Below are 21,466 nucleotides of genomic sequence, written 5' to 3' on the forward strand. Positions count from 1 at the left end.
TTGCCCGTCATGCTGTCGGGCCTGCTTCGGCTTTACTGCTCTTCTTAACAACAATAGGGAGCAGCAACAGCGCACCAAGCATCGCAAACATACCACTCACCGCAAATACTCCTATTAAGGAAAATGCATCCTTGAGATAACCAGAGATGAACATTCCAACGACCATCATCCCCATAAAAATCGGCATAATCGTTCCGGATACCCGGCCAATGAATGCTCCCTCTGTGTTCCGCACAAGAAGCGTCTGAATTCCGCCTTGGATACAAGGGTAGAACAGACCGCTGATTACGAGCAGAACAATGGTCAGCCAAATTTGCTTGGACGCACCCATTCCCACCGTACAGACGGCATTGACAAGCAGGCCGACTAAAAGCAATGTCTGTGGCTTAAACTTCTTGGCTATCGCAATAATAGCGGCTCCGCCTACCAGCATCGCTGCCCCATTGGCCATCACGAGCCATTGCAGAAATTGTCTATCCCGTCCCAAATTCTCGATGACCAGGAAGATTTGCAGGGGCTGAGTCAATCCGGAAGCCAAACCGACTGCCGAGAACGTCATACTCAGTGTTCTTAAAGATTTATTGTCCCTGATATAGCGCAGTCCAGCCGTTAACTCCTTGATGAAGCCACCGTTATTCTCTGACTTCGGTTCCGCCTCATCACGCGGAAGGGTCGATAATATGAAGGAAGAGCCCAGGAACATCACTGCCGTCAAAATCAGAGACACGTTAATCCCAAACTTAATAAAAATAAATGTACCGATGACTGGTCCCAGCACCGTAAAGACAGCGACCAACGTTTGAGACATTGCCATCACGCCCTGCAGTTGTTCAGCAGGCACATGTCGCTTGTATAGTTTCATCGCCGAAGGCTGAGAAAATTGCGACAAGCTGGCAGAAACAAAAGACCCGATCAGAAGGGCAACCCATCCGCCGTTTATGACCGCAAGCAGCACAGCCCCAACGGACAAACCAGACAACAAGTCACTCCAGACCATCGTTCTCTTCGGCCGCCACCTGTCGGCAAAGGTTCCGCCAATCAGGCCAAATATAAAGATCGGTGCAAATTCTGCAACCGAAATCAATGATATATCCACCGGATTATTATGCGTCAGTTCGGAAACATACAGCAGGACGGCATAATTACGGATCCATATCCCCAGCTGCAGCAGCACCCGGGAGAGGATAATTGTTCGAACATAGCGATTCGCAAACATTTTTAATACCCCATATCTTCTAAAATTTTCGATAGCGCACTCAGACGCTCGCTGATCATTTCATCATCATCACTCAGTGCCTGACTGAACAGCTGAATATCTTTATTAATCTTTTCATTGGCCCCATCGACCGCCACGGTCATAGCATCACCTTGCAGGGCAATACGATCGAGAACCGGCTGCTTCGGATCATATAAATGCTCATAGCGATAAGCTTCTTGAAAATGGGCCAAGGTCCGGCAGATCAAAATGGACAAATCCAGAACACGATGGAGAGGCAGTTCTTCCGATTGTCTTGACCACTTTTCTCCCGTGTATCTCCATACTTTAGCCGAAATATCGACCTTTCCCCGATCGTTCCACTGCGCCAATCCCAGGGAAAGGCCCTGCGCGTCTGTGTTTCTGGCCAATCGGCCGTCAACCTTCTCATAATTCTCCACTACAACTACAGGTTTATGCTTTAACGTTGTAGGAATTTTCATCTTGCTCCCTCTTCTCATTTACTAATTTACTAAATTACTAATTTACTGCTCAATAATATCTTGAACTTTTTTGTTCGTCAAGCCGCTTTTTAAAAATTTGGAAATCACTCCTTAGCGGAATTTGTAGCACAAGAACAAAAAAAGGTGACTTCTGATTCATTCAGAAGTCACCTTTTCACTACTTGCTCTAGTGATATTCAGCATTATATTGATGATGTTAGCCTACACGAAACTTTTAAAATCGCTTGAGTGAAAAATGAGAGAGATCTACGTCATTCTTCCCTGAAATAATCAGGTTGCTCAAGGCTTGTCCAACTGCACTGCTAAATTTGAATCCATGTCCTGAAAACCCTGCTGCAATCGCAATGTTAGGATACTTTGGATGTAAATCGATAATAAATTTTTCATCAGGAATCATCGGATACATGCAAATTTTCCCATACTTCAGTTGCTGAATTTCAGGAAGATATCCATTCAAAAATTGCCTCAAATCTTCCTTATCGCCTGCTACTTCACCAAACTCTTGCATCGATTCATCCGGATTTATTTCATCTCCGCCATCATGTCGTCCTACCTTTAAGCCGCAGCCATCCGTACTTGGAAAACCGTAATAGATACCTTCTGGAGTCTCAAAGTTAAAGGCTGGAAACTGCTCATGATTATAACTATTTTCATCAGCATCAAACCAAGCAAAAGTCTTTCTTACGGCTGTAAGAGGAAGATCCAAATCGAGCATCGTCGAGAGTAGCTCCCCTGACCATGAACCTGCGGAGACAACCAACGCATCGGAGTAAAAGGTCTCTTCGTCCGTTTTAATAATTACTCTGTCATCTAGAACGGAAATATCTTGTACTCTACTATTAGTGAGGATTGTAGCACCGTGGGATTCGGCAAGCTCTTTATAAGCTTGGATACATTCCTCACTTTTCAGTATTCCCGACGCAGGTTCAAAACACCCAATATAATCGTCAGGTAAAGTGATCCCAGGCCAACGCTGATGAACTTCGTTAGAATCCATAATATCGAGTGGCAACGAATATTTTTCAGCACTAGAGATAATATTTCGCGTAAAATCGGATCCTTCCTCACCTACATTGAGGACCCCTGTTTGAAGAAACAATTGCTTTCCAGTAGCCTGTTCTAGATCAGTCCATAATTCTTGTGCTCTAAGAACAAATGGAACATATTCCTCACCCTCGGCATAAGCATGCCTGATAATTCTAGTTTCCCCGTGATGGCTACCTTTGTTATGTGGTGGGTTAAAGGAGTCTAGTAATAAGGTTTTCTTGCCACTCTTGGCTAAAAAATAACCTGCGGCCATTCCCATTGAACCTGCACCAATGATGATTACATCAAATTTCATACCCTTTAACCTCCATGCCAACTTAAATATTTGAATATCAATCTTCTGTCAAATTGGTTTTGGTGTCAAGGAATGACCGAGGGACGCTGAAATTGTAGCAGCTGCTTTTCTAACGGCTGACCCATATTGTATGCAAAAATCAGGTGTGAAATCTTGCGTAAAACCTAGAACGGTAAGGCTCCCTATCACCCTTCCAAAGCGATCGAATATGGGAGCTGCTACCGCACTGACACCTTGGTCCAGTTCTTGGTGTGATTCCGAATATCCCATGCGACGGGTGATCACAAGGTCATTTAATAACTTCTGGCGATTCGCAGTTTCATGTTCAGAAGATGGCTTCGACGCAGATGAATCCATATATCTTTCCAGCTCTTCTTGGTCAAGAAAAGCAAGAATCGCCTTCCCCGATGATCCCTTATTAATCGGACTCAAACGTCCGATCAAATGCGTGACATGGACAGCTGCAGGACTATCCACTTTGTCCAGACACTTCACCTGACGATTAGAAATAATGGATAAGGTAACCGTTTCTCTCACTTCATGAGCCAGACGTTCTAATTCACTACGTGCAATCCGCTGGAAGTTCAATCTCCCGGACAGACGGTCCATGATGAATTGAAATATTTCCACACGCACTTCATACTTTCCATCAGGCAACTGGGAAACGAATCCCCGCCGTTGCAGTGTACGAAGAATACGGAAGGTGGTTGATTTATTGAAGCCGGAGGCAGTTGCGAGTTCAGCAACTCCCCATCCTCCATCCCGTTCAACCAGTCTCATAAGAACTTCTAATCCCTTATCCAGTGTTTGCAGTTGGTCTGTATCATTTCCTGACATAAAATTCTCCTTATCATTACAAAACTTTCGATAGGAATTCTATTGTTCTTTGATGTTTAGGATTAGAAAATACTTCCTCTGGCGTACCTTCTTCTAAAATGGTCCCTTTATCCATAAATAGAATCCGGTCGCCAACTTCTCGGGCAAAGCCCATCTCATGGGTGACAATCACCATTGTCATCCCTTCTTTAATCAAATTTTTAATGACATCGAGCACTTCCCCCACCATTTCAGGATCTAGCGCAGATGTAGGTTCATCAAATAGCAGGACTTCCGGCTCCATTGCCAAGGCTCTGGCTATAGCGATCCGCTGCTTTTGCCCCCCTGAGAGAGAAGCCGGGTAATCCTTTTCCTTACTGGACAAACCCACCCGGCTTAACAGCTCTAATCCGCGTTTATAAATATCCTGTTGAGACATCCGCTTAACATGAATAGGTGCAAGCATAATATTATTGATGACGTTATTGTGGGGGAAGAGGTTAAACTGCTGGAATACCATGCCCATTCTCTGCCTGATCTTATTGATATCTGCCTTTTTATCCGTAATATCCTGACCATCGAAAATAATCGATCCAGAGGTGGGGGCTTCCAGCAGATTCAAGCATCTCAGCAAAGTTGATTTACCCGAACCGGAGGGACCAATAATAACCGTTACTTCCCCTTTTTTAAAATGTTGATTGATGCCCGATAATACTGGGGTCTTGCCAAAGTTTTTATACAGGTCTTTAACGTGTATCACTGCTCTTAAACCTCCTTTCGATCCAGCTCATCAACCTACCCAACGAGAACGTTAGGATAAGATAAAACACGGCCGAAATGATTAACGGTTCAAGAGCAAGATAGGTGGCGCCTTGCACAATCTTGGCTGCTAATGTCAATTCTCCAACGCCAATTACAGAGGCCATTGAAGAAGCCTTTATGATATTCACAAACTCATTCCCTATAGCTGGTAAAATGTTTTTGATTGCCTGTGGCATAATGACAAGTCTCATAGCCAAGCTACGAGACATGCCCAAGCTTCTTGCCGCTTCCATTTGCCCTTTATCAACAGCCTCGATACCTGCTCTTACAATCTCAGCTATAAATGCGCTGGCATTTAAGGTAATCGCAATAACAGCCGACTGAAATGCTGAGATATCGATACCCAGCAGCATTTTACCACCCGAAAAAACAAGCAATATCTGTAATAGCAGTGGAGTTCCTCTCATCAGCTCAATAAAAACCACAGCAAACGCGCTTATAGGTCTAAATTTCCCGATGCCGGATTTGGAAGCTTTCATAAAATAGATGATAAAGCCTAAAACCGTGGCTAAAATAACGGTTGCTATTGATAAGCCTATGGTGACTTTCAAACCTTCAAGAAATTTAGGAATATAGCGGTCTAGAGAACTAAAATCAAGCAATGATATGCCTCCTCTTTATGCACGTAAACCTTATCCAGGCATATTTAATTCGGACTCTCTATTCATTTTTCTGATTTTTTGCGGCCAATTCGGAAGCGGCTTGAATATATTTATCAAGATCTCCAGAATCCTGAAGTCGTTTAATGGTTTTGTTGATAGATTCACGCAAAGCATCTTCATTCTTTTTGACGACAACTCCAACTCCAGCGCTGTTTAAAGCAGAATCATCGATAACGATTCCATCAGCAATCGCAAGCTCGGGATTTGCAGCTACAGCAACTTTTGCAACAAGACCTTCACTAATAACAACATCAACCTGCTTAGCTTTTAGAGCAAGGTTTAGCGTATTCATGTTGTCCATCAGAACAAGATTCTCATTCGGGAATTGAGCTTGCATTAGCGTTTGCTCCGTAGAATTCAGCTGCACGCCGATTCTCTTTCCTTTTAGATCGTCCAGGCTTTTATATTTGTCCTTGTCCGAAGCTTGAATCAACGCAATATCTTGGGACAGATAATAAATATCCGAGAAATCAACCTGCTGCTTTCTTTCTTCTGTTGCCGATAAAGCTGAAATCAAGATGTCAGTCTGGCCAGCTTTGAGGGCTGGAATTAATGCATCCAGATCTAGTTGTTTGAACTCCACTTCCACTCCGATATCCTTGGCAATTTCTTTAGCTAAGTCAATATCAAAGCCGACTCTCTGATCTGCACCGTCAACGATGGCATGGAATCCAAATGGAGCGAATACAGCATTATTACCAACCACGATCTTACCTTTTGCCTTTATAGCCGCCAGCGCATCCTGAGTGTCGTCATTTTTATCTCCGCAAGCCGATAATACCAACACTAACGCCCCTACTAAGCTAATAAGCATCCATTGTTTGAAAACTTTCTTTTTCATAAAAATCCACTCCCTTATTAATTGTATGTTTTTGAAACATGAATCTACTAAATTAAATCTCCAATTGCGGCTTCGATTTTTTTCACAATCTCACCAGATTCAGCTAGTTTTATAGCTCCCTTAGAAAGCGAAGGCATGTATGTATCATTATCTGTGAACGGAATGGCATCTAGTAACACGTCATATGCGATTTGCGTGCCTGCCCCTAGTTTAAAATCACCCAGTACATCTCTTGTAATATAGATGGCTCTTGAGGCGAGCAAATATTCGATCCCAATAATTTTAGGAAGATTATCGATGATTTGCTTTGTCTTCCTGCATGCCCAAGGGGCCATACTTACATGATCTTCTTGATTACTTTTAGTAGACAGGGTATCTACACTGGCAGGAAAACATAATGTTTTATTCTCGGAGGCGATCGCTGCAGCTGCACATGATATAACAGGATAACCACAATTCAGACCCGCAGGTTCTCCGGCAAGCATTGGCGGCAAGCCATAGTTAAGCGTTGAATCACATAGTGCGAAAATTCGTCGTTCCGAAATATTCCCGATTTCCGCTAGACTCATAGCTAGAATATCCATGGCAAAGGCAATCGGTTCACCATGAAAATTCCCTCCGCTTAAGAAATCAAGCTCCCCTTGTTCATTCCAAAACACAAGTGGATTGTCTGTAGCTGCATTGATTTCCCGCTCCAGAATTTCTCTGACATAGTTCAGGTTATCCCTACAAGAACCATGTACTTGCGGCAGACAGCGGATGGAATATAAATCTTGAACGCGCGGCTGATACTCTGGATGCAGGACATCATGCTTAAGATGAACCTTCCTTGCATCTTCAGTCGTGCGCTCACTATCTCTGACAAGTCTTCTAATATTGCTGGCGCTATCTACTTGCCCTTTTTGCCGTCTGACAAGATGGATTCGCTCATCAAATGCCGCCAATTCTCCACGCATAGCCTCAATACTTAACGAGGCAGAAGCTTCTGCTTCTTTTACTAGCTTTGCAGCATCGAAATAATTAAGTACAGCCATCCCTGCAAACATTGTCGTTCCATTAATGAGCGCGAGTGCATCCTTTGCTTTCAGCTCGAATTTGATCGGATAGATACCCGCTCTTTTTAAAGCTTCCGGAGCAGGTAAAATCTCACCTTCATAGTAGGCTTCAGCAGCATCATACCCGATGAGAACAGAGGCCATATGAGCCAAAGGCGCCAGATCGCCGCATGCTCCAACTGAGCCTTGCACGGGAATTACAGGATGGACACCTTTATTCAGCATTTCGACCAGCCTGTCCACCACTTCAATCCTCAGCCCGGATACACCCTGACAAAAAGCATTTAATCTTACCGCCATGGTCGCTCTAACGACTTCTTCTGATGCAGGGTCGCCAACGCCCCCACAATGTGACAAAATAATATTTCTTTGAAACAAATCATTATCTTCAACCGAAATATTGAAATCTTTCAATTTACCTACGCCAGTATTAAAACCATAGATTGGGGGGGCGTCACTTCTGATCCAATTCTTCTCTATGTATTCTCTGACTTTAATAATTTCTCTTCTACTAGATTCAGCAATTCGAACCTGAACATGATGTCTGGAGATATTAACAATATCTTCAATTTTTATGTTCTCTCCATCTAGTATTACTTCGCTCATAAACATTCCCCCGCATCCTGCATCTGTTTCTATAATAGAAACAGATGTTTCTTTATTTGGTTAATTTTAGTTAAGTGTAAGAGATAGATGTTTCCGTGTCAATACTTAACTTATAAGTTTAGTCGGAATTTGTCTTGCAGGTCGGAATCATAAGATCATTCATAACATGACATACTGTAGTCTAGTTATGAATGATACAGTTGAATTACAAAGGAGGAGTAATCATGTCTTTTCAACTACCCACACCAATTGCAATCTACATGGATTCCCTAAATACCAATGACAATACTGTCATTGACGGTTGCATGGCAAACGACGCTCATGTTCACGATATCGGTGAAGACAAACATTTTAATGGACTTGAGGCCATCAAGAAGTGGCGCGGAGACTCCAATGACGAATTTAAGCTGAGATCCGAGGTTATAAACGTGGAAGACAAACACGGAATAGTCATTGTAACTTCCCTAACCAGCGGCAATTTCCCGGGAAGTCCCCAACTATTTTATTATTTCTTTACTGTCGCAAATAACCTGATTTCCAATATAGAAATTGTTCCAGGTGAGGAAAACGTAAACCTCGATAATTAAGCGGCATACAGAAACGAGAAGGTTGGCGGCTTCTGAAATACCTGTCCAGACCGAAATGATGCGCAGCTCGCACTGGATACGGTCAAGCAGTGGGAAAGCAAAATAGACGTACCTCGGATGCCGTGCTCCATTCGGATCAAGGCTTCCAATATACGTCTCAAGCGTACAACACGCGATTAGAAGGATTCGGCATCGGCGTTATGGGCAGCCACTCTCGCAAAGCGACCTGCCTGGATCACCCATGCATCGAATCCTTTTTTTTCGTATTGTGTATTTACTTTTATAATTAACAGCAGAGTCGCCCGATCTCATTTACCGCAGTCTTATTCACCGTTGTTTTGTTTACTCCGATCCCTCCACGTACGGCCCTGCTCCACAAAAGCTGCAAATAGCTTCGTCATTTGACGCTCGTTAGCCGCTGCCATATTTTCAGGATGCCACTGTACCCCGATTGTAAAACTTCTCCCCGTATGCTCAACCCCTTCAATTACACCATCAGGTGACGTTGCCGTCACTTGCAATCCTACTCCGAGCTCCCGAAGTGCCTGATGATGAAGACTGTTGACCCTTACTTGACTGCTCCCAAAAATGCTAGCCAATCGACTTTCAGGTGCAAGCAAAATATCATGGGTATCTCTGCTTCGAGGAACGTCGCGCTGCACATGTTCTAGAGCTCCCTCATACTGGCTCGGCAAATCCTGATAGAGCGTACCGCCGAGGGCAACATTTAGAACTTGCACTCCGCGGCAGATGGCCAGTAGTGGTTTATCAGTATCTAGAACATAGCGAATCGCTTCCAGCTCAATCACGTCACGAATTGCCAGTGTCTGTCCAAGCTCAGGTATGGCCTCTTCGCCGTATCTGGAAGGATCGATATCCTCACCTCCCGTAAAAATCAGTCCGTCACAAAGGTCGATCAATTGTTTAACTGTTTCTATTGAAGCAAGCGGCAGAACGATGGGGAGACCACCCGCCGCTTCTACCGCAATGTGATAATCCTGATGAACGTATACTCCTTCACTATAAGCGTTCAATCTGGCTAATGTGCTTGTAATGCCGATAACAGGTTTCATGATAAACTCCTTTTACGCTCATGGTATGGGCCTTGTGTGCAAGGAACGCCAGACTACTGGCGGGTATCTAGCGCATCGCGCAGACCATCACCTACGAAATTTATAGCAAGCACAGTGAGCAGGATCATTGCCCCCGGAGGTACCCACAGCCATGGCTGATCAGTTAATACCGTCAATGATTGTGCGTCCGTAAGCATATTACCCCAGCTAGCTGTCGGGGGCTGCACCCCCATACCGAGAAAGCTAAGGCCCGCTTCACTCATAATGGCAGAAGCAATGCCAAAGGTTGCGTTCACAATGATAGGTCCAACAGCATTGGGGAAAATATGCCGGAACAATATCCTCGGCGTGCTCAGCCCTAGAGCGACGCCTGCATTAATGTAGTCAAGCTGCTTAATAGACAGTACGCTACCTCTAACAAGCCGTGCGACGCCCGGCCAGGAGAACAAGGCCAGGACGAGAATAATCGTTGTCATGTTCGAGCCTAGAATACTAATGACTACAAGAATAACCATCAAAAAGGGGAACGCCATGAACATATCTGTTATCCGCATGATCACCATATCCAGCCAGCCGCCAAAATAAGCGGACACGATTCCGATTAGTGTTCCAACGGTCACATATAGAGCTACTGTCACGAACCCGACGATAAGTGAAATTTGCGTCGCATAGATGAGACGACTCAGAACGTCGCGTCCAACCTGATCCGTCCCAAGCCAATGCTCTGCCGAAGGGGGAGCTGAGAAAACTCCCGTTACTTCTTTAGGGTCGTTCGGAGCAATCCACGGTGCCAGCAATGCCACAAGGATAAGCAACACAGTTATTACAAGCCCGGCAACGGCCAGCTTGTGCCGAATGAAGCGAGTGAATAACTGCTTTAAAAAAGCATCCTCCGTCTCCGGTTTAACGCTCTCAGCAGGGATCACTGCAGACATGGAGCCCTCATCAAGCTCATACGGAGATAATGCCAAGTCGATCACCCCTCTCTAAGTGTATTTAATACGCGGATCAGCTGCTGCATACAGTAGATCGGTAAGCAAGTTGGTCGTAAGTACAATCAGTGCCGCTACCAGGTTCAATCCCATCAGTATTGGATAATCACGGGACAATATGGATTGAATCGTCAACTGGCCGATACCTGGCCATTGGAATATTTGCTCAATAAGAATGCTGCCGCCTAACAACAGCGGAATCTCCATGCCAACTACTGTAATGATCGGGATAAGCGCATTACGCAACGCGTGCTTATTCGTGACAATAAACGGATGCAGGCCTTTGGAATTTGCTGTACGCAGGTAGTCCATATTCATTACATCCAGCATACTTGCCCGTACATATCGCACTTTTTTCCCTGCAATAACAATACCTAGCACAAACACAGGCAGAATCATATGGGTAAAACGATCCCAGAACCCCCCTGCGCCGCCGAGTGTAACCATCCCGCCCGTGGGGAACCATTTCAATTGAACAGCAAATACATAAATCAGGCCCAAACCGAGAAAAAACTGCGGAACAGACGTACCGATAAAAGAAAGGCCTGTCATGATATAATCGAACTTCGTATTTTGCTTAACAGCACTAAGAATACCAACAGGAATGGCAATAAGCATACCGAAGATAAGCGCAGCAGAGGCCAGCAGTAAAGTTGGACCGATTCTTTCGCCGATAATCTTGGTAACGGGTGCATACGAGCTGAAAGAGTAACCTAACTGACCCTGCAGCAGATTCAGCAGCCACTTAAAATATTGCAGAATCACAGGATCATTCAGACCCAGAATCTCTTTCCTGAGCTCAAGGACTTCCTTTGGGGTATTCGGATCGATGAACATATCAACTGGATTGCCAGGCGCAAGCTTGATAATGAAATAATTAAGCACTGTAATCCCCAATAGGACGGGGATCGCAATCAGGATTCGGCGTATAATGTATTGAAAAATGGCCGACTCCTCCCTTCTCTTTCATAACTCTATTGGGCAAGAGGAAAATGACAAGCAACCGCATGCGGCTTCTCGTCTAATACCGGTTCTTCCACGCGGCATAGCTCCTGTGCATACGGACAGCGTGTATGGAATCGGCAGCCACTGGGAGGATTGGCCGGAGACGGCACATCGCCCTGGATGACGATACGTTTGTCTGCACGCAGGGTCGGATCTGGCTTCGGATAGGCTTGAAGTAAGATTTGCGTGTAAGGATGCCTCGGACTGCGGAATAGTTCATCCTTATCACCAATCTCGACGATTTTCCCCAAATACATCACAGCCACTCGAGTGCTAATATATTTCACCGCACCGATTCCGTGAGCAATAAATAGATAGGTCAGATTCAATTCTCGTTGCAGATCGGACAAGAGATTCAGTATTTGTGCTTGAATCGATACATCCAGCGCAGATACCGGCTCGTCGCAGACGATCAGCTTAGGCTCAAATGAAATTGCCCGAGCGATCCCGATCCGCTGACGCTGGCCACCGGAGAACTCGTGCGGGTACCTATTCTTATAAGCTTGTGGCAGTCCGACCATATCAAGCAGTCGGTTCACACGCGCCTGTACCTGACTGCCGGTTGCTAAATTATGCGCAATATACGGCTCTGCCAAAATGTCAGCCACTCGTTGGCGTGGGTTAAGTGATGCATAAGGATCTTGGAAAATGATTTGAAGCCGCGTACGAACCTCCCTGAGTTCCTTTTGCTTCCGGTAAGTAATATCCTCATTTTCAAACAATATCCGACCTTCAAAAGGATTCTCAAGTCGTACAATCGAACGACCGAAAGACGATTTGCCACAGCCGGATTCACCAACTAGTCCGAGTGTTTCGCCTTTATGGATGCTCAGGCTAATATCGTCTACCGCCTTTACATGACCGACAGTACGTGAGAATACACCTTTTTTAATCGGATAATACGTCTTCAGCTGTTCTACTTGAAGCAGCGGAGAATCTGCGATCATAATACGCTAGCCTCCTGTTGCCGGGAATTTACAAGGTCTGATAAAGGTATCGTCTGCTCCTCGACGACCCAGCATCGTACTTGATGCTCACCCGCCACACTTTTAAGCTCCGGCTGTTCCTGCCGGCAACGGTTGGTCGCTAAGGCACAACGGGTATGGAAACGGCAGCCCTCAGGCATTTTTGTGATCGAGGGCACCGTGCCGGGAATAGCCTGTAGCCGTTCATTCTCTCCATGAATACTCGGGATGGATGCCATCAATCCTTGCGTGTAGGGATGCTTCGGTTCACGGAAGAGCGTGAATACATCAGCCGATTCTACAATTTGGCCCGCATACATAACGACTACACGATCCGCCATCTCCGCTACGACACCCAGATCATGAGTGATCAGCATAATCGCTGCTTTGCTCTCTTGCTGAAGCACCTTCATCAGCTCCAAAATTTGCGCTTGGATCGTGACATCAAGTGCTGTCGTCGGTTCATCGGCAATCAGTAGCTTAGGCTTACAAGACAACGCCATAGCAATCATAATTCGCTGGCGCATCCCGCCAGAAAGCGTATGCGGATAGGTATTCATTAGATTCTTACCATGAGGTAATCCGACTTTATGCAGCATTTCAATAGCATAAGCCTTGGCCTCCCTGCGGGTAAGGCTCGTATGACACTGAATCATCTCCACAAGCTGATGTCCGATCGTCAGAACGGGATTCAGCGAGCTCATCGGCTCTTGGAAGATCATAGATATCTCCTTCCCCCTTAGGGTACGGAGCTCCTTCTCGGAATTCGCAGCTATATTCTGGCCATTAAAGCGAATTTCCCCTTGCTTAATCCGGCCATTATTGCCGAGCAGTCTCATAATTGAAAGTGAGGTCACACTCTTTCCGCAACCAGATTCACCAACAATGCCTATCGTCTCCCCTGCTTTCAGATTGAAGCTAATATCCTGAACAGCAACTACGTCTTCTTTCCCATTCCAAAATACAGTTTGCAGCCGATCGATTTCCAATAGATTAGTGATATGATTCACCGCCCTTCTGACAAAATGAAGCCGTCCGCGTTCAACTTCTCAAATAAGAACGGGTGCGTGCACATCTTGCGGGATAGCCGGAATATAGGGCTTGCCCTGTGTCGAGTTTAAAAATTCTGTTCTGGCCTTATTCAATGCCTCTCCGCCGTCTGTTAGCAGCTCGTAAGCTGCAAGGGCCAGCAGCTTGGCGGCATGGTGCATACCTTTAAGACCAATTGGCGAACCAAAAGCAGCCGTCGCTTGCCAGGTATGTACCTGTACACCAAGTGGTGCACAGGTTGTAGTAATCTGACCCACTGGCGTAATCCAAGACACATCACCCACATCGCTAGAACCGCCACCCGTTGTCTGTGAAGTAGAGCGGTTTTCGTAGAAACCCGTTGGCAGAAGCTCGTCTGTCTTCCCCCACTCCTGATGACGTTTCTTAGCGGCTTGCAACAAATCCGGATCGAGGGTGGTTGCAAGAGCTGTCGCCAGCTCTTGATCCTCAGCTGAGAAGCTCAGCTCACCTGCGTCGTCCTGTTGCTTCACAAGCAATTGATTTAGCGACTCGTTTATATTCAAATCATAAGCACCCGCTTTAATCTCCCAAGTGACCGACGTCTCTGTCATCAGCGCACCTCCCTGGGCGATCTTGATTAGGCGCTCCAGCAGTTCGTCCACATGCTTGCGGTTGACGCCCCGGAGGTAGTACCAGACGCTTGCCTCATCGGGTACAATATTCGGTGCTTCTCCCCCATTTGTAATCGTATAATGAATACGCGATCCGTCTGGCACATGCTCACGCAAGTAATTAGCCCCAACATTGGTCAACTCGACTGCATCCAGAGCGCTGCGTCCCAAGTGCGGAACTACGCCTGCATGGGCAGCACGGCCTTTGAAGAAAAATTCAACAGAAGTAAGTGCCGATGTTCGAATGCTCCAAGCGGCATTCGAGTTCCCGGGATGCCATGTGAGCGCAGCATCCAGATCATCAAAAGCACCGGCTCTCGCCATAAATGTTTTGCCGGACAAAACCTCTTCCGCTGGGCAACCATAATAACGAATCGTACCTGACAATCCTTCCTCATCCAGACTTTGCTTTAATGCGGTCACAGCTTCCACGCCTGCCGTCCCCAGCAGGTTATGGCCACATCCGTGGCCAGGTCCGCCAGGAGTGATGGGCTCACGAACCGCACTCACCTTCTGCGAAAGCCCCGGAAGCGCATCATATTCCCCAAGGATACCGAGTACTGGTCCACCCGAGCCATACTCAGCCACAAAAGCTGTTGGTACACCACCTATGCCAGAAGTAATTCGGAAACCGGCTGCCTCCAGCGTTTCTGACTGCAGCTTTGAGGCGAAAGCTTCCGTATAAGCTACCTCAGGGCGATTCCAGATGCGCAGCGCAAGCTCCTCATAAGTAGTTCTATTGGTTTCAAGCCAGTTAACCAGTTGTTTTTTACTCATGCTCTCCTCCTGCTATTTTAGATCCCATTCATTAATGTTGTTGAACATCCCAATATCGAGCGGCTTGCCGACAAGTACGTCCTTAGACACTGCTAGTAATCTTTTTTCCGAATAAACAGCCAGGGATGGTACATCTTCATGCAGGGTCTCCTGGAGCTTGTTATAAATTTCTTGGCGTTTAGCCGGGTCGGCTTCCGTTTCGCCCTTAGTGATCAGCTCATCAACCAGCGGGTTTTTATAATTCAAGAAGTTGCCCGGATTGGTACTCTTGAACAGAGTGAAGTAGGAGCTCGGCTCAATATAAAAGTCACGGGTGAAGATGGTAATGTCGTAATCACCCTTTTGCACCTTTTGGATTAGTGTAGGGAAATCAAACTTTTGCACTTGAATGTTGAGGCCAACGGCCGTCAGGTTTTGCACAAGAATATCAGCAGCCTGCTCGCGGATTTTGTTGCCTACCGGAACGAGGAATTCAATCGGCTGTTTCTTATCCCAATTGGCCTCTTCTAACAGCTGCTTTGCTTTCTCCGGGTCATAGCTATAGTTCTCAATATCCTTATTAAAGTAAGGGTGGTAGCTCGGAATACCTCCGTCAATGACCTCTCCTTGACCTTTAAGCAGCTGGTCTACAATCAAGGTGCGGTTGAGCGCATAAGCAATGGCTTGGCGTACCTTTGGATCTGCAATTTTGTTACTGTTAAAAAAGATTTCAGGGGGTACAGAAGGGTTTCCTGAGGCCAGGTCGACATTCTCGAATCCTTTGACCTTCTCATAATCTGTAATAGGGATGAGACCTACAGGTACAGAGTTCATCTGAATTTCCCCAGTTTGCAGCTGCGCGACAAGGTTGGTGGCTGGCAGCACTTTGATAAAAATTTTATCCAGCTTGGCGACATCGCGGTAATAGTCGGTATTTTTGACCACCTCAACATACTGTCCTTGGGCAAAGTTAGCGATCTTGAAAGCACCTATCGTAACTTCCGGCTTCTGGAAGTATGGGTTCGTGGAGAGCTGCTCAGGTGCTACATCCTTCAGAATATGCTCGGGTAGGAAGAACACCTTGGTACCGAAACGTTCCTTGAAAATAAGTGGATCGATTGGCGTCTTAGTTCTGACCTCGAATGTCTTGTCATCTACAATTTTCAAGCCACTGATCTCAGTCGTTCCTTCTTCCAACTTACCGGCATCGTTCAAGCCTTCGATAAAGTTCAGCTTAAAGTTGGTTTCTACCTTCGGGTTAAGGGCTGTTTTTAATGTAAAGGCAACATCAGCTGTGGTGAACGGCTGCCCATCATTCCATTTAGCCGCAGGATTCAGCTTGACGACAAAGGTTTGATTATCCGTTGTCTCCACGGAATCAGCGATCTTTGGCAGAAATTCGAATTTCTCATTAAGATCAAGAAGAGAGTCATTAATTAGTGCAATAGCATTGTCAGCAGCAGAATCGCCCTGATCATTAATTTGATTCAGCGTGACGGGTACGTTCACAATGCCTATATATACAACTTTCTCTTTCTCTTCCTTATTTGGAGAAGGTTCAGCTTCTTTAGGCTTGTCAGTAGCTAGTGCCTGCGTTGCTGAAGAAGATGTTGTATTCGTTGAGGAACCACACGCAGATAACACGAGCACAAGTGCAAGAACGATAAAGAGCATGGTTCGACGATAATGACGATTCATAATTTTTACCCCCCAATTTTGATTATTCCAATTTGTTTAATATGAATTGTAGCTAAATTTACCATTATTGAATCTCCACTGTCCAATAGATTTGTTCAATTAGATTATCCAAAATATTGAATCTGACTAGCGAATCAGGGGCCTTGATCATACTAAGAGGGGTTGTAGAACTAGCCTATCGTGGAATAAGAGGGTTCGAAAATAGAAAATCGCTGCCGGTTCAATGAATGAACCAAGCAGCGATTTTTTAACATCTATTTTGTTTTCAGTTCCTTAGTAAATGTGAAAGCTTATTTTCTATAAGACCAGTTGTCCGGAATCGTAGTGAGATTAGCCGGGTGATGATATCGTTCGCCGATTTCTTTAAAGCGCTGCAGAATGTTATCGTCCAGAACACCTTGCTGGTTCGGCGCACCATTAAGTAAGAATGATACATTGTGTTTGTTACATTCAACGATTTTCTCCAATGCCCAGTCAGCGGTTCTAAGCTCCATAGTGGTATCTGATGTTCTCCAGAACCAAGTCTTCGTTAAAATGTTGCAGCTCGCTCCGGGACCGTTAAAAGAGTTATCCACCTCTTGCCCTGCAGCATTCTCAAAAAAGGCAATGTCCGTTTGCTCTACGCCAGACTCGCAGCCAATATTCATCAACAAGCACTGTGGTTGAAGTCCTTTGACCAAAGCGTCAATTTCCTCAAAAGGAAGATCTTCGTAGCTTGGGCCGCCCCAAGGCGCATTCCACCCATCGATGATCAGAAACGGGATTTCCCCGTAACCGGTCAACAGTTCCTCAATTTGATTTTTAATAAACTGCTTGTCTTCAGGCGTACATTTCTTCCGGCCGATTTGGTGGTGCAGATCGAGTGCGGAGAAATAAAGACCTGCTTCAATCCCTTCTTGCCTGAATGCATCAAGATATTCCTTAACTACGTCGGATTTTAGCGTCGCATTTCCCACAGAATGTTCGGTATATTTTGTCGGCCACAGGCTGAACCCTTCATGATGCTTTGCTGTCATCGCAGCAAACTTCATCCCTGCAGATTTGGCAGCTTTGGCCCATTGAGCACAGTTCAACTGAGTCGGATTCCAATCCTTAGGATCGAAAATAAATCTGCGGGGTTCATCGTTATTTTCGTGGCCATATTCCCAATCTTCCACTTCTGTATCTGCAAACTGAAATGTAGCACTATTAAAATGAATGAACATACCAAATCTTTGATTGACGAACCATTGTTGTTGCTGAACTAATCCTTGATTACTCATGAAGATTACCTCCCAATTATGATTTGTAAAAAATCGTATAATATCTACCACTCTATAGAATTCCATCCTCTGTTACAGCTAACAAAATCGACATTCTATAGTACAATTCCTACATAATTATTTGGAAGGCCTTCATGTTTCTTGATGTCTCTACTCTGTACGTTTGCATATTTGAAATGTACAATCGTTACTATAGAAGCTAATGAGCTTGGATGAGCATAGGCAAAAGAAAGGTGTTAAATATGACTCTAAACACTCGAGAACTAATGATTGAAGGTGCCATACAGCTCCTAGGACAACGAGGCGTGCATGCCACCTCATTTTCTGAAATTATGAAAGCCACCGGAGCGCCAAGAGGCTCAATTTACCATCATTTCCCTGAAGGTAAAGATCAACTGGTCAAGGAAGCTATAGATCTGGCTGGAAAACGCGCTATAAGCTATCTAAGTACCTTTGAAAGACAACCCGCTGAAATCGTAGCCGAGAAGTTCATTTCACTGTGGAGAATGTTGTTAAGTCACTCTAACTTTGAAATGGGTTGTTCTGTGCTCGCGGTCACTGTAGGATCGGACTCATCAGACTTGTTGGATGAAGCCGCGACGGTGTTTAAGCAATGGGGTGACCACTTAACAGCAATGCTGTCTGCTGGTGGTTTGGCCCCTGAAAAAGCAAAAGGGCTAGCGAACGTCCTCATCGCTTCCTGCGAAGGGGCTGTAGCCATTAGTAAAGCGCAAAAATCATTCGACACCTTCGATACAGTAGCAGAGCAACTGCTTATTATGGTAAAGACTGCGTCTAACCCACAACCGGAAACGGAGTAATATCTGCTTTTAAGCAAGATTCTCCTACCTAAAAAAACTTGGCCTGTAATCTGCCATTCCGAATTGGAACATGCAGTTTTACAGGCCAAAAATCTTTTTATGAATTTTTAATCCTCCTTGGCTTCCTGAGCCGCTTTAGGAGCAGCTGCGCGAGCTGCCAATGCAGTAAATTCTTCAACACCAAAAGCAGTTCCCTGCATCCCCCACCCACCTTCGGAAGCTTCTGTAAGTATCACCCAGGTACGCTTGAGCAGCGTATCATCACCAGCAATCCGCGCTACAATTTCTGTCGCTTCCTTCGTAATCTGCTTCTGCCCCTCACGATTAAGTACACCTGGTGGTGTAATAATTTGGACTCGCACATTATTCGCTGAGTTTGTATTTCCGGTATGAATATCTGTGGCTTTAAGGCGATGTATAAAAACCGCTGTATTGTCCAAATGAAATAGGCTAGGTGAAGCAACACCTTCGGCTCTAAGAATTGCATGGGCCAACGCTGTTCCTAATTCATTTTCTGCACCTGCTGGGAAAAGATTCTCTGGTGTGTACACATCGATCATTGGCATAGTGTAACTCTCCTTTTTTTTAGCACGATTATGACGACCATCATAATCATATATTATGACGATCGTCATAGTCAACAGTTCCTTATCTTTGAACCTGCTTATATGATTGATTCCTCTTATTTAGACGGTTTATAATCATAATGAGTATTCCAGTAATAGCATGAGTTTCTCCTGAAAAGGGACTATCTCTCAAATGAAAATCAATTCATTTACCAATAACACCTTAATTTTAAAAGGAGGGTCTAACCATGGATCAGATTGACTTGAATATCCTGTACCACCTTCAACATCAAGCGCGAATTCCTATGACAGAGCTCGGCAAATCCGTCGGCCTGTCACAACCGGCTGTAACGGAAAGAGTGAAGCGTTTGGAGGAAAAGGGCGTCATCGAACAGTATCGTACGATTGTTTCACCCGCAAAGGTCGGGCGACAGGCCGCAGCTTACATGCTGCTTCATACAAGAGACTGTGACGGCTTTATTGAATTTTGCCGCTCCGCTCCTGAAGTCATTGAATGTCATCGGATAAGCGGAGAATACAATTACATGTTGAAAGTCGTTACTGATTCCATACAGTCACTGGAGAAATTCGGAGATAAGTGCGATAAATACGGAACTTATACCATTCTAATTATCATGTCATCCCCTATTGACCATAAATTCTTCATCTCTGAAGAGACAAACATCCTTGTCGACAAGAACTAGAAATTATAAAAAAAAGAAATCCGGCATTCAAACCGGATTTCTTTTTTTGCTATTCATGACAATAACACTACGGCTAGTTATTTTCATAGAATTCGGCCTTCAATGTTTCATACTTCGAAATCCATGCTCTCTGGCACGCACTGTTACAAATAGAGCTAGCAAGAGCAGGATGAGCACTACCCAAGGGAAATTATGGATACCAAGGGTTCCAAGCAGGATGCCGCCAATCATACCGCCACCCCCGATGGCTATGTTCCAACTTGTTACCAGCATGGACTGAGCTACATCGGCATTTTCGCCAGCCGTTTCTGCGACCGCTGTTTGAAGTAATGTCGCTGCTCCCCCAAACGTCAGCCCCCACAATGCAATACTGAAATAAATGATCACAGGTTGACCACTGCCAATTCCCAGCAAAACAGATGCTACGGAGAAACCAGCCAGGCTGAATAAGATAAGCATTCGCAGCCAACGGTCGATCATCGTGCCTGTTATCCAAATGCCAACAACAGAAGCAATACCAAATAAAAGAAGGATCAGGTCTACTCGCCCAGAGAGTCCTGCCAGTGCAAGAAACGGTGCAATATAGGTGTAGAGGACGTTATGCGCAAGTACCCAGAACAACACAACAAAGAGAATGGAGCGCACCCCAGGTATGAAGAACACTTCACGAAGGGGAAGCCGCTGCTGACCAACTTGCCCTGGAAAATCCGGTACCCCCTTGATTACCCAAACAATAAGCAGCAGCGATAGCAGAGATGTAATCCCAAAGACAAGTCTCCACCCTATAAAGCCCCCGGCAAATGTTCCAATGGGAACACCAAGCAGAAGCCCAAGTGGAGAACCGATCATCGCCACTGCGAGCGCCCGCCCCCTCAGAGATTCGTGAACCATACGGCGTGCATAGCCTGCTGTTATTCCCCATACCACACCTCAGGACACCCCCGCGAAGAAACGGGCAGTGAGTGTCAATATATAGTTGGAGGATAGACTTGTAATCGTGTTGAACACAAGAAAAACAACGATACACACCAGCAGCAACGACCGTCTTCGCCACCCGCGCGTAGCAGTAATTAGCGGTATTGCCGCCAAGGTAGAACCTAGGGCATATAAGGTGATGAGTTGGCCGGCGAGTGCTTCTGAAATTCCCAGTCCATCGCTGATCTGGGGCAATAAACCTGCTGGAAGCGTTTCGGTTAAAATACAGATAAAACCCGTCATCGCCAAAGCCAGTAATCCCCCCAATGGAAACCGGTCAGACGAACTATTACCCGTGCCAGGCTGTGAGGCCGAGGCCGTATTTCGGTTCATATGAATAACACCTCTAATCTATAAATTCTAACGATTTATAGTTTATAGGATTAATTCCTTGTTTTACATGTATAAGTAACTGAATATCTGTCGTTTTTATTTTAAAATCATTTATTTTTCTTGTTTATTCCTATAATTTAAAATCAACAGTACCAATAGTAACATTTGCCCCACATCTACTGTA

Annotated in this window: 20 protein-coding genes and 1 pseudogene; 3 read left to right on the forward strand and 18 right to left on the reverse strand. The window is 45.3% G+C overall.

The annotated features are described in order from the left end of the window. Positions 1-7: 7 nt before the first annotated feature. The 8 genes from ACFVU8_RS13575 to hutH form a co-directional block, all read right to left on the reverse strand. Positions 8-1,216, reverse strand: coding sequence for an MFS transporter (locus tag ACFVU8_RS13575; RefSeq protein ID WP_387427853.1), 1,209 nt, complete (start codon positions 1,214-1,216; stop codon positions 8-10). Between the two features lie 2 nt (positions 1,217-1,218). After that, positions 1,219-1,698 (reverse strand): DUF6530 family protein, encoded by a 480-nt coding sequence (locus ACFVU8_RS13580; RefSeq protein ID WP_387427855.1) that lies wholly within the window; start codon positions 1,696-1,698, stop codon positions 1,219-1,221. Between the two features lie 235 nt (positions 1,699-1,933). Continuing rightward, complete coding sequence (gene solA / locus ACFVU8_RS13585) at positions 1,934-3,061, reverse strand: N-methyl-L-tryptophan oxidase (RefSeq protein WP_387427856.1); 1,128 nt, start codon at positions 3,059-3,061, stop codon at positions 1,934-1,936. Positions 3,062-3,109: 48 nt separating this feature from the next. After that, the gene (locus ACFVU8_RS13590) at positions 3,110-3,898 is read right to left on the reverse strand and encodes an IclR family transcriptional regulator (RefSeq protein ID WP_387427857.1); all 789 of its coding nucleotides are present in this window, start codon (positions 3,896-3,898) and stop codon (positions 3,110-3,112) included. Positions 3,899-3,914: 16 nt separating this feature from the next. Continuing rightward, positions 3,915-4,637 carry an amino acid ABC transporter ATP-binding protein gene (locus ACFVU8_RS13595; RefSeq protein ID WP_387427859.1) on the reverse strand — a complete coding sequence of 241 codons (723 nt, stop codon included), beginning with the start codon at positions 4,635-4,637 and terminating at the stop codon, positions 3,915-3,917. Then, complete coding sequence (locus ACFVU8_RS13600) at positions 4,624-5,301, reverse strand: amino acid ABC transporter permease (RefSeq protein ID WP_387427861.1); 678 nt, start codon at positions 5,299-5,301, stop codon at positions 4,624-4,626. The genes ACFVU8_RS13595 and ACFVU8_RS13600 overlap by 14 nt, the downstream gene beginning before the upstream one ends. Positions 5,302-5,359: 58 nt before the next feature. After that, on the reverse strand, positions 5,360-6,202 hold the full coding sequence (locus ACFVU8_RS13605; protein ID WP_175372372.1) for a transporter substrate-binding domain-containing protein: 843 nt from the start codon (positions 6,200-6,202) through the stop codon (positions 5,360-5,362). 47 nt (positions 6,203-6,249) lie between these two features. Next, positions 6,250-7,863, reverse strand: a complete 1,614-nt coding sequence (hutH, locus tag ACFVU8_RS13610; protein ID WP_379468108.1) for a histidine ammonia-lyase — start codon at positions 7,861-7,863, stop codon at positions 6,250-6,252. A 224-nt stretch (positions 7,864-8,087) separates the two neighbouring features. On the opposite strand from hutH, the gene ACFVU8_RS13615 reads away from it, so the two are divergent. Continuing rightward, entirely contained in the window at positions 8,088-8,450 is a 363-nt protein-coding gene (locus ACFVU8_RS13615; protein WP_387427864.1) for a hypothetical protein, read from the forward strand. A gap of 323 nt (positions 8,451-8,773) precedes the next feature. Here ACFVU8_RS13615 and ACFVU8_RS13620 read toward each other — a convergent pair whose 3' ends face one another. From ACFVU8_RS13620 to ACFVU8_RS13655, 8 genes are all read right to left on the reverse strand, one after another. Next, positions 8,774-9,523 (reverse strand): gamma-glutamyl-gamma-aminobutyrate hydrolase family protein, encoded by a 750-nt coding sequence (locus ACFVU8_RS13620; RefSeq protein WP_379468112.1) that lies wholly within the window; start codon positions 9,521-9,523, stop codon positions 8,774-8,776. A 53-nt stretch (positions 9,524-9,576) separates the two neighbouring features. Beyond that, positions 9,577-10,458, reverse strand: a complete 882-nt coding sequence (gene opp4C, locus ACFVU8_RS13625) for an oligopeptide ABC transporter permease (RefSeq protein WP_379468317.1) — start codon at positions 10,456-10,458, stop codon at positions 9,577-9,579. Between the two features lie 51 nt (positions 10,459-10,509). After that, entirely contained in the window at positions 10,510-11,460 is a 951-nt protein-coding gene (locus ACFVU8_RS13630) for an ABC transporter permease (protein ID WP_379468319.1), read from the reverse strand. Between the two features lie 29 nt (positions 11,461-11,489). After that, positions 11,490-12,467 carry an ABC transporter ATP-binding protein gene (locus tag ACFVU8_RS13635; protein ID WP_387427865.1) on the reverse strand — a complete coding sequence of 326 codons (978 nt, stop codon included), beginning with the start codon at positions 12,465-12,467 and terminating at the stop codon, positions 11,490-11,492. Then, positions 12,464-13,486 (reverse strand): ABC transporter ATP-binding protein, encoded by a 1,023-nt coding sequence (locus tag ACFVU8_RS13640; RefSeq protein ID WP_387428028.1) that lies wholly within the window; start codon positions 13,484-13,486, stop codon positions 12,464-12,466. Before ACFVU8_RS13640 ends, ACFVU8_RS13635 begins: the two co-directional genes overlap by 4 nt. A 48-nt stretch (positions 13,487-13,534) precedes the next feature. Next, positions 13,535-14,944: an amidohydrolase gene (locus tag ACFVU8_RS13645; RefSeq protein ID WP_387427866.1), complete on the reverse strand. Its 1,410-nt coding sequence runs from the start codon at positions 14,942-14,944 to the stop codon at positions 13,535-13,537. A 12-nt stretch (positions 14,945-14,956) separates the two neighbouring features. Next, a complete protein-coding gene (locus ACFVU8_RS13650) occupies positions 14,957-16,621 on the reverse strand; it encodes an ABC transporter substrate-binding protein (RefSeq protein WP_387427868.1) in 1,665 nt (554 codons plus the stop codon). Between the two features lie 290 nt (positions 16,622-16,911). Continuing rightward, positions 16,912-17,883 carry an alpha-L-fucosidase gene (locus tag ACFVU8_RS13655; protein ID WP_387427870.1) on the reverse strand — a complete coding sequence of 324 codons (972 nt, stop codon included), beginning with the start codon at positions 17,881-17,883 and terminating at the stop codon, positions 16,912-16,914. A 212-nt stretch (positions 17,884-18,095) separates the two neighbouring features. Between ACFVU8_RS13655 and ACFVU8_RS13660 the strand changes: the two genes are divergently transcribed. Then, the gene (locus ACFVU8_RS13660) at positions 18,096-18,704 is read left to right on the forward strand and encodes a TetR/AcrR family transcriptional regulator (RefSeq protein WP_387427871.1); all 609 of its coding nucleotides are present in this window, start codon (positions 18,096-18,098) and stop codon (positions 18,702-18,704) included. A 107-nt stretch (positions 18,705-18,811) separates the two neighbouring features. On the opposite strand, the gene ACFVU8_RS13665 is transcribed toward ACFVU8_RS13660, so the two are convergent. Next, on the reverse strand, positions 18,812-19,339 hold the full coding sequence (locus tag ACFVU8_RS13665; protein WP_387427873.1) for a tautomerase family protein: 528 nt from the start codon (positions 19,337-19,339) through the stop codon (positions 18,812-18,814). Positions 19,340-19,518: 179 nt separating this feature from the next. On the opposite strand from ACFVU8_RS13665, the gene ACFVU8_RS13670 reads away from it, so the two are divergent. Continuing rightward, positions 19,519-19,974, forward strand: coding sequence for an Lrp/AsnC family transcriptional regulator (locus ACFVU8_RS13670; protein ID WP_387427874.1), 456 nt, complete (start codon positions 19,519-19,521; stop codon positions 19,972-19,974). Between the two features lie 99 nt (positions 19,975-20,073). Here ACFVU8_RS13670 and ACFVU8_RS13675 read toward each other — a convergent pair. Then, a pseudogene (locus tag ACFVU8_RS13675) lies at positions 20,074-21,282 on the reverse strand (MFS transporter). Positions 21,283-21,466 lie beyond the last annotated feature (184 nt).

It is taken from the genome of Paenibacillus sp. NPDC058177 (genome assembly GCF_042883835.1).
Classification (GTDB): Bacteria; Bacillota; Bacilli; order Paenibacillales; family Paenibacillaceae; genus Paenibacillus_AQ; species Paenibacillus_AQ agri.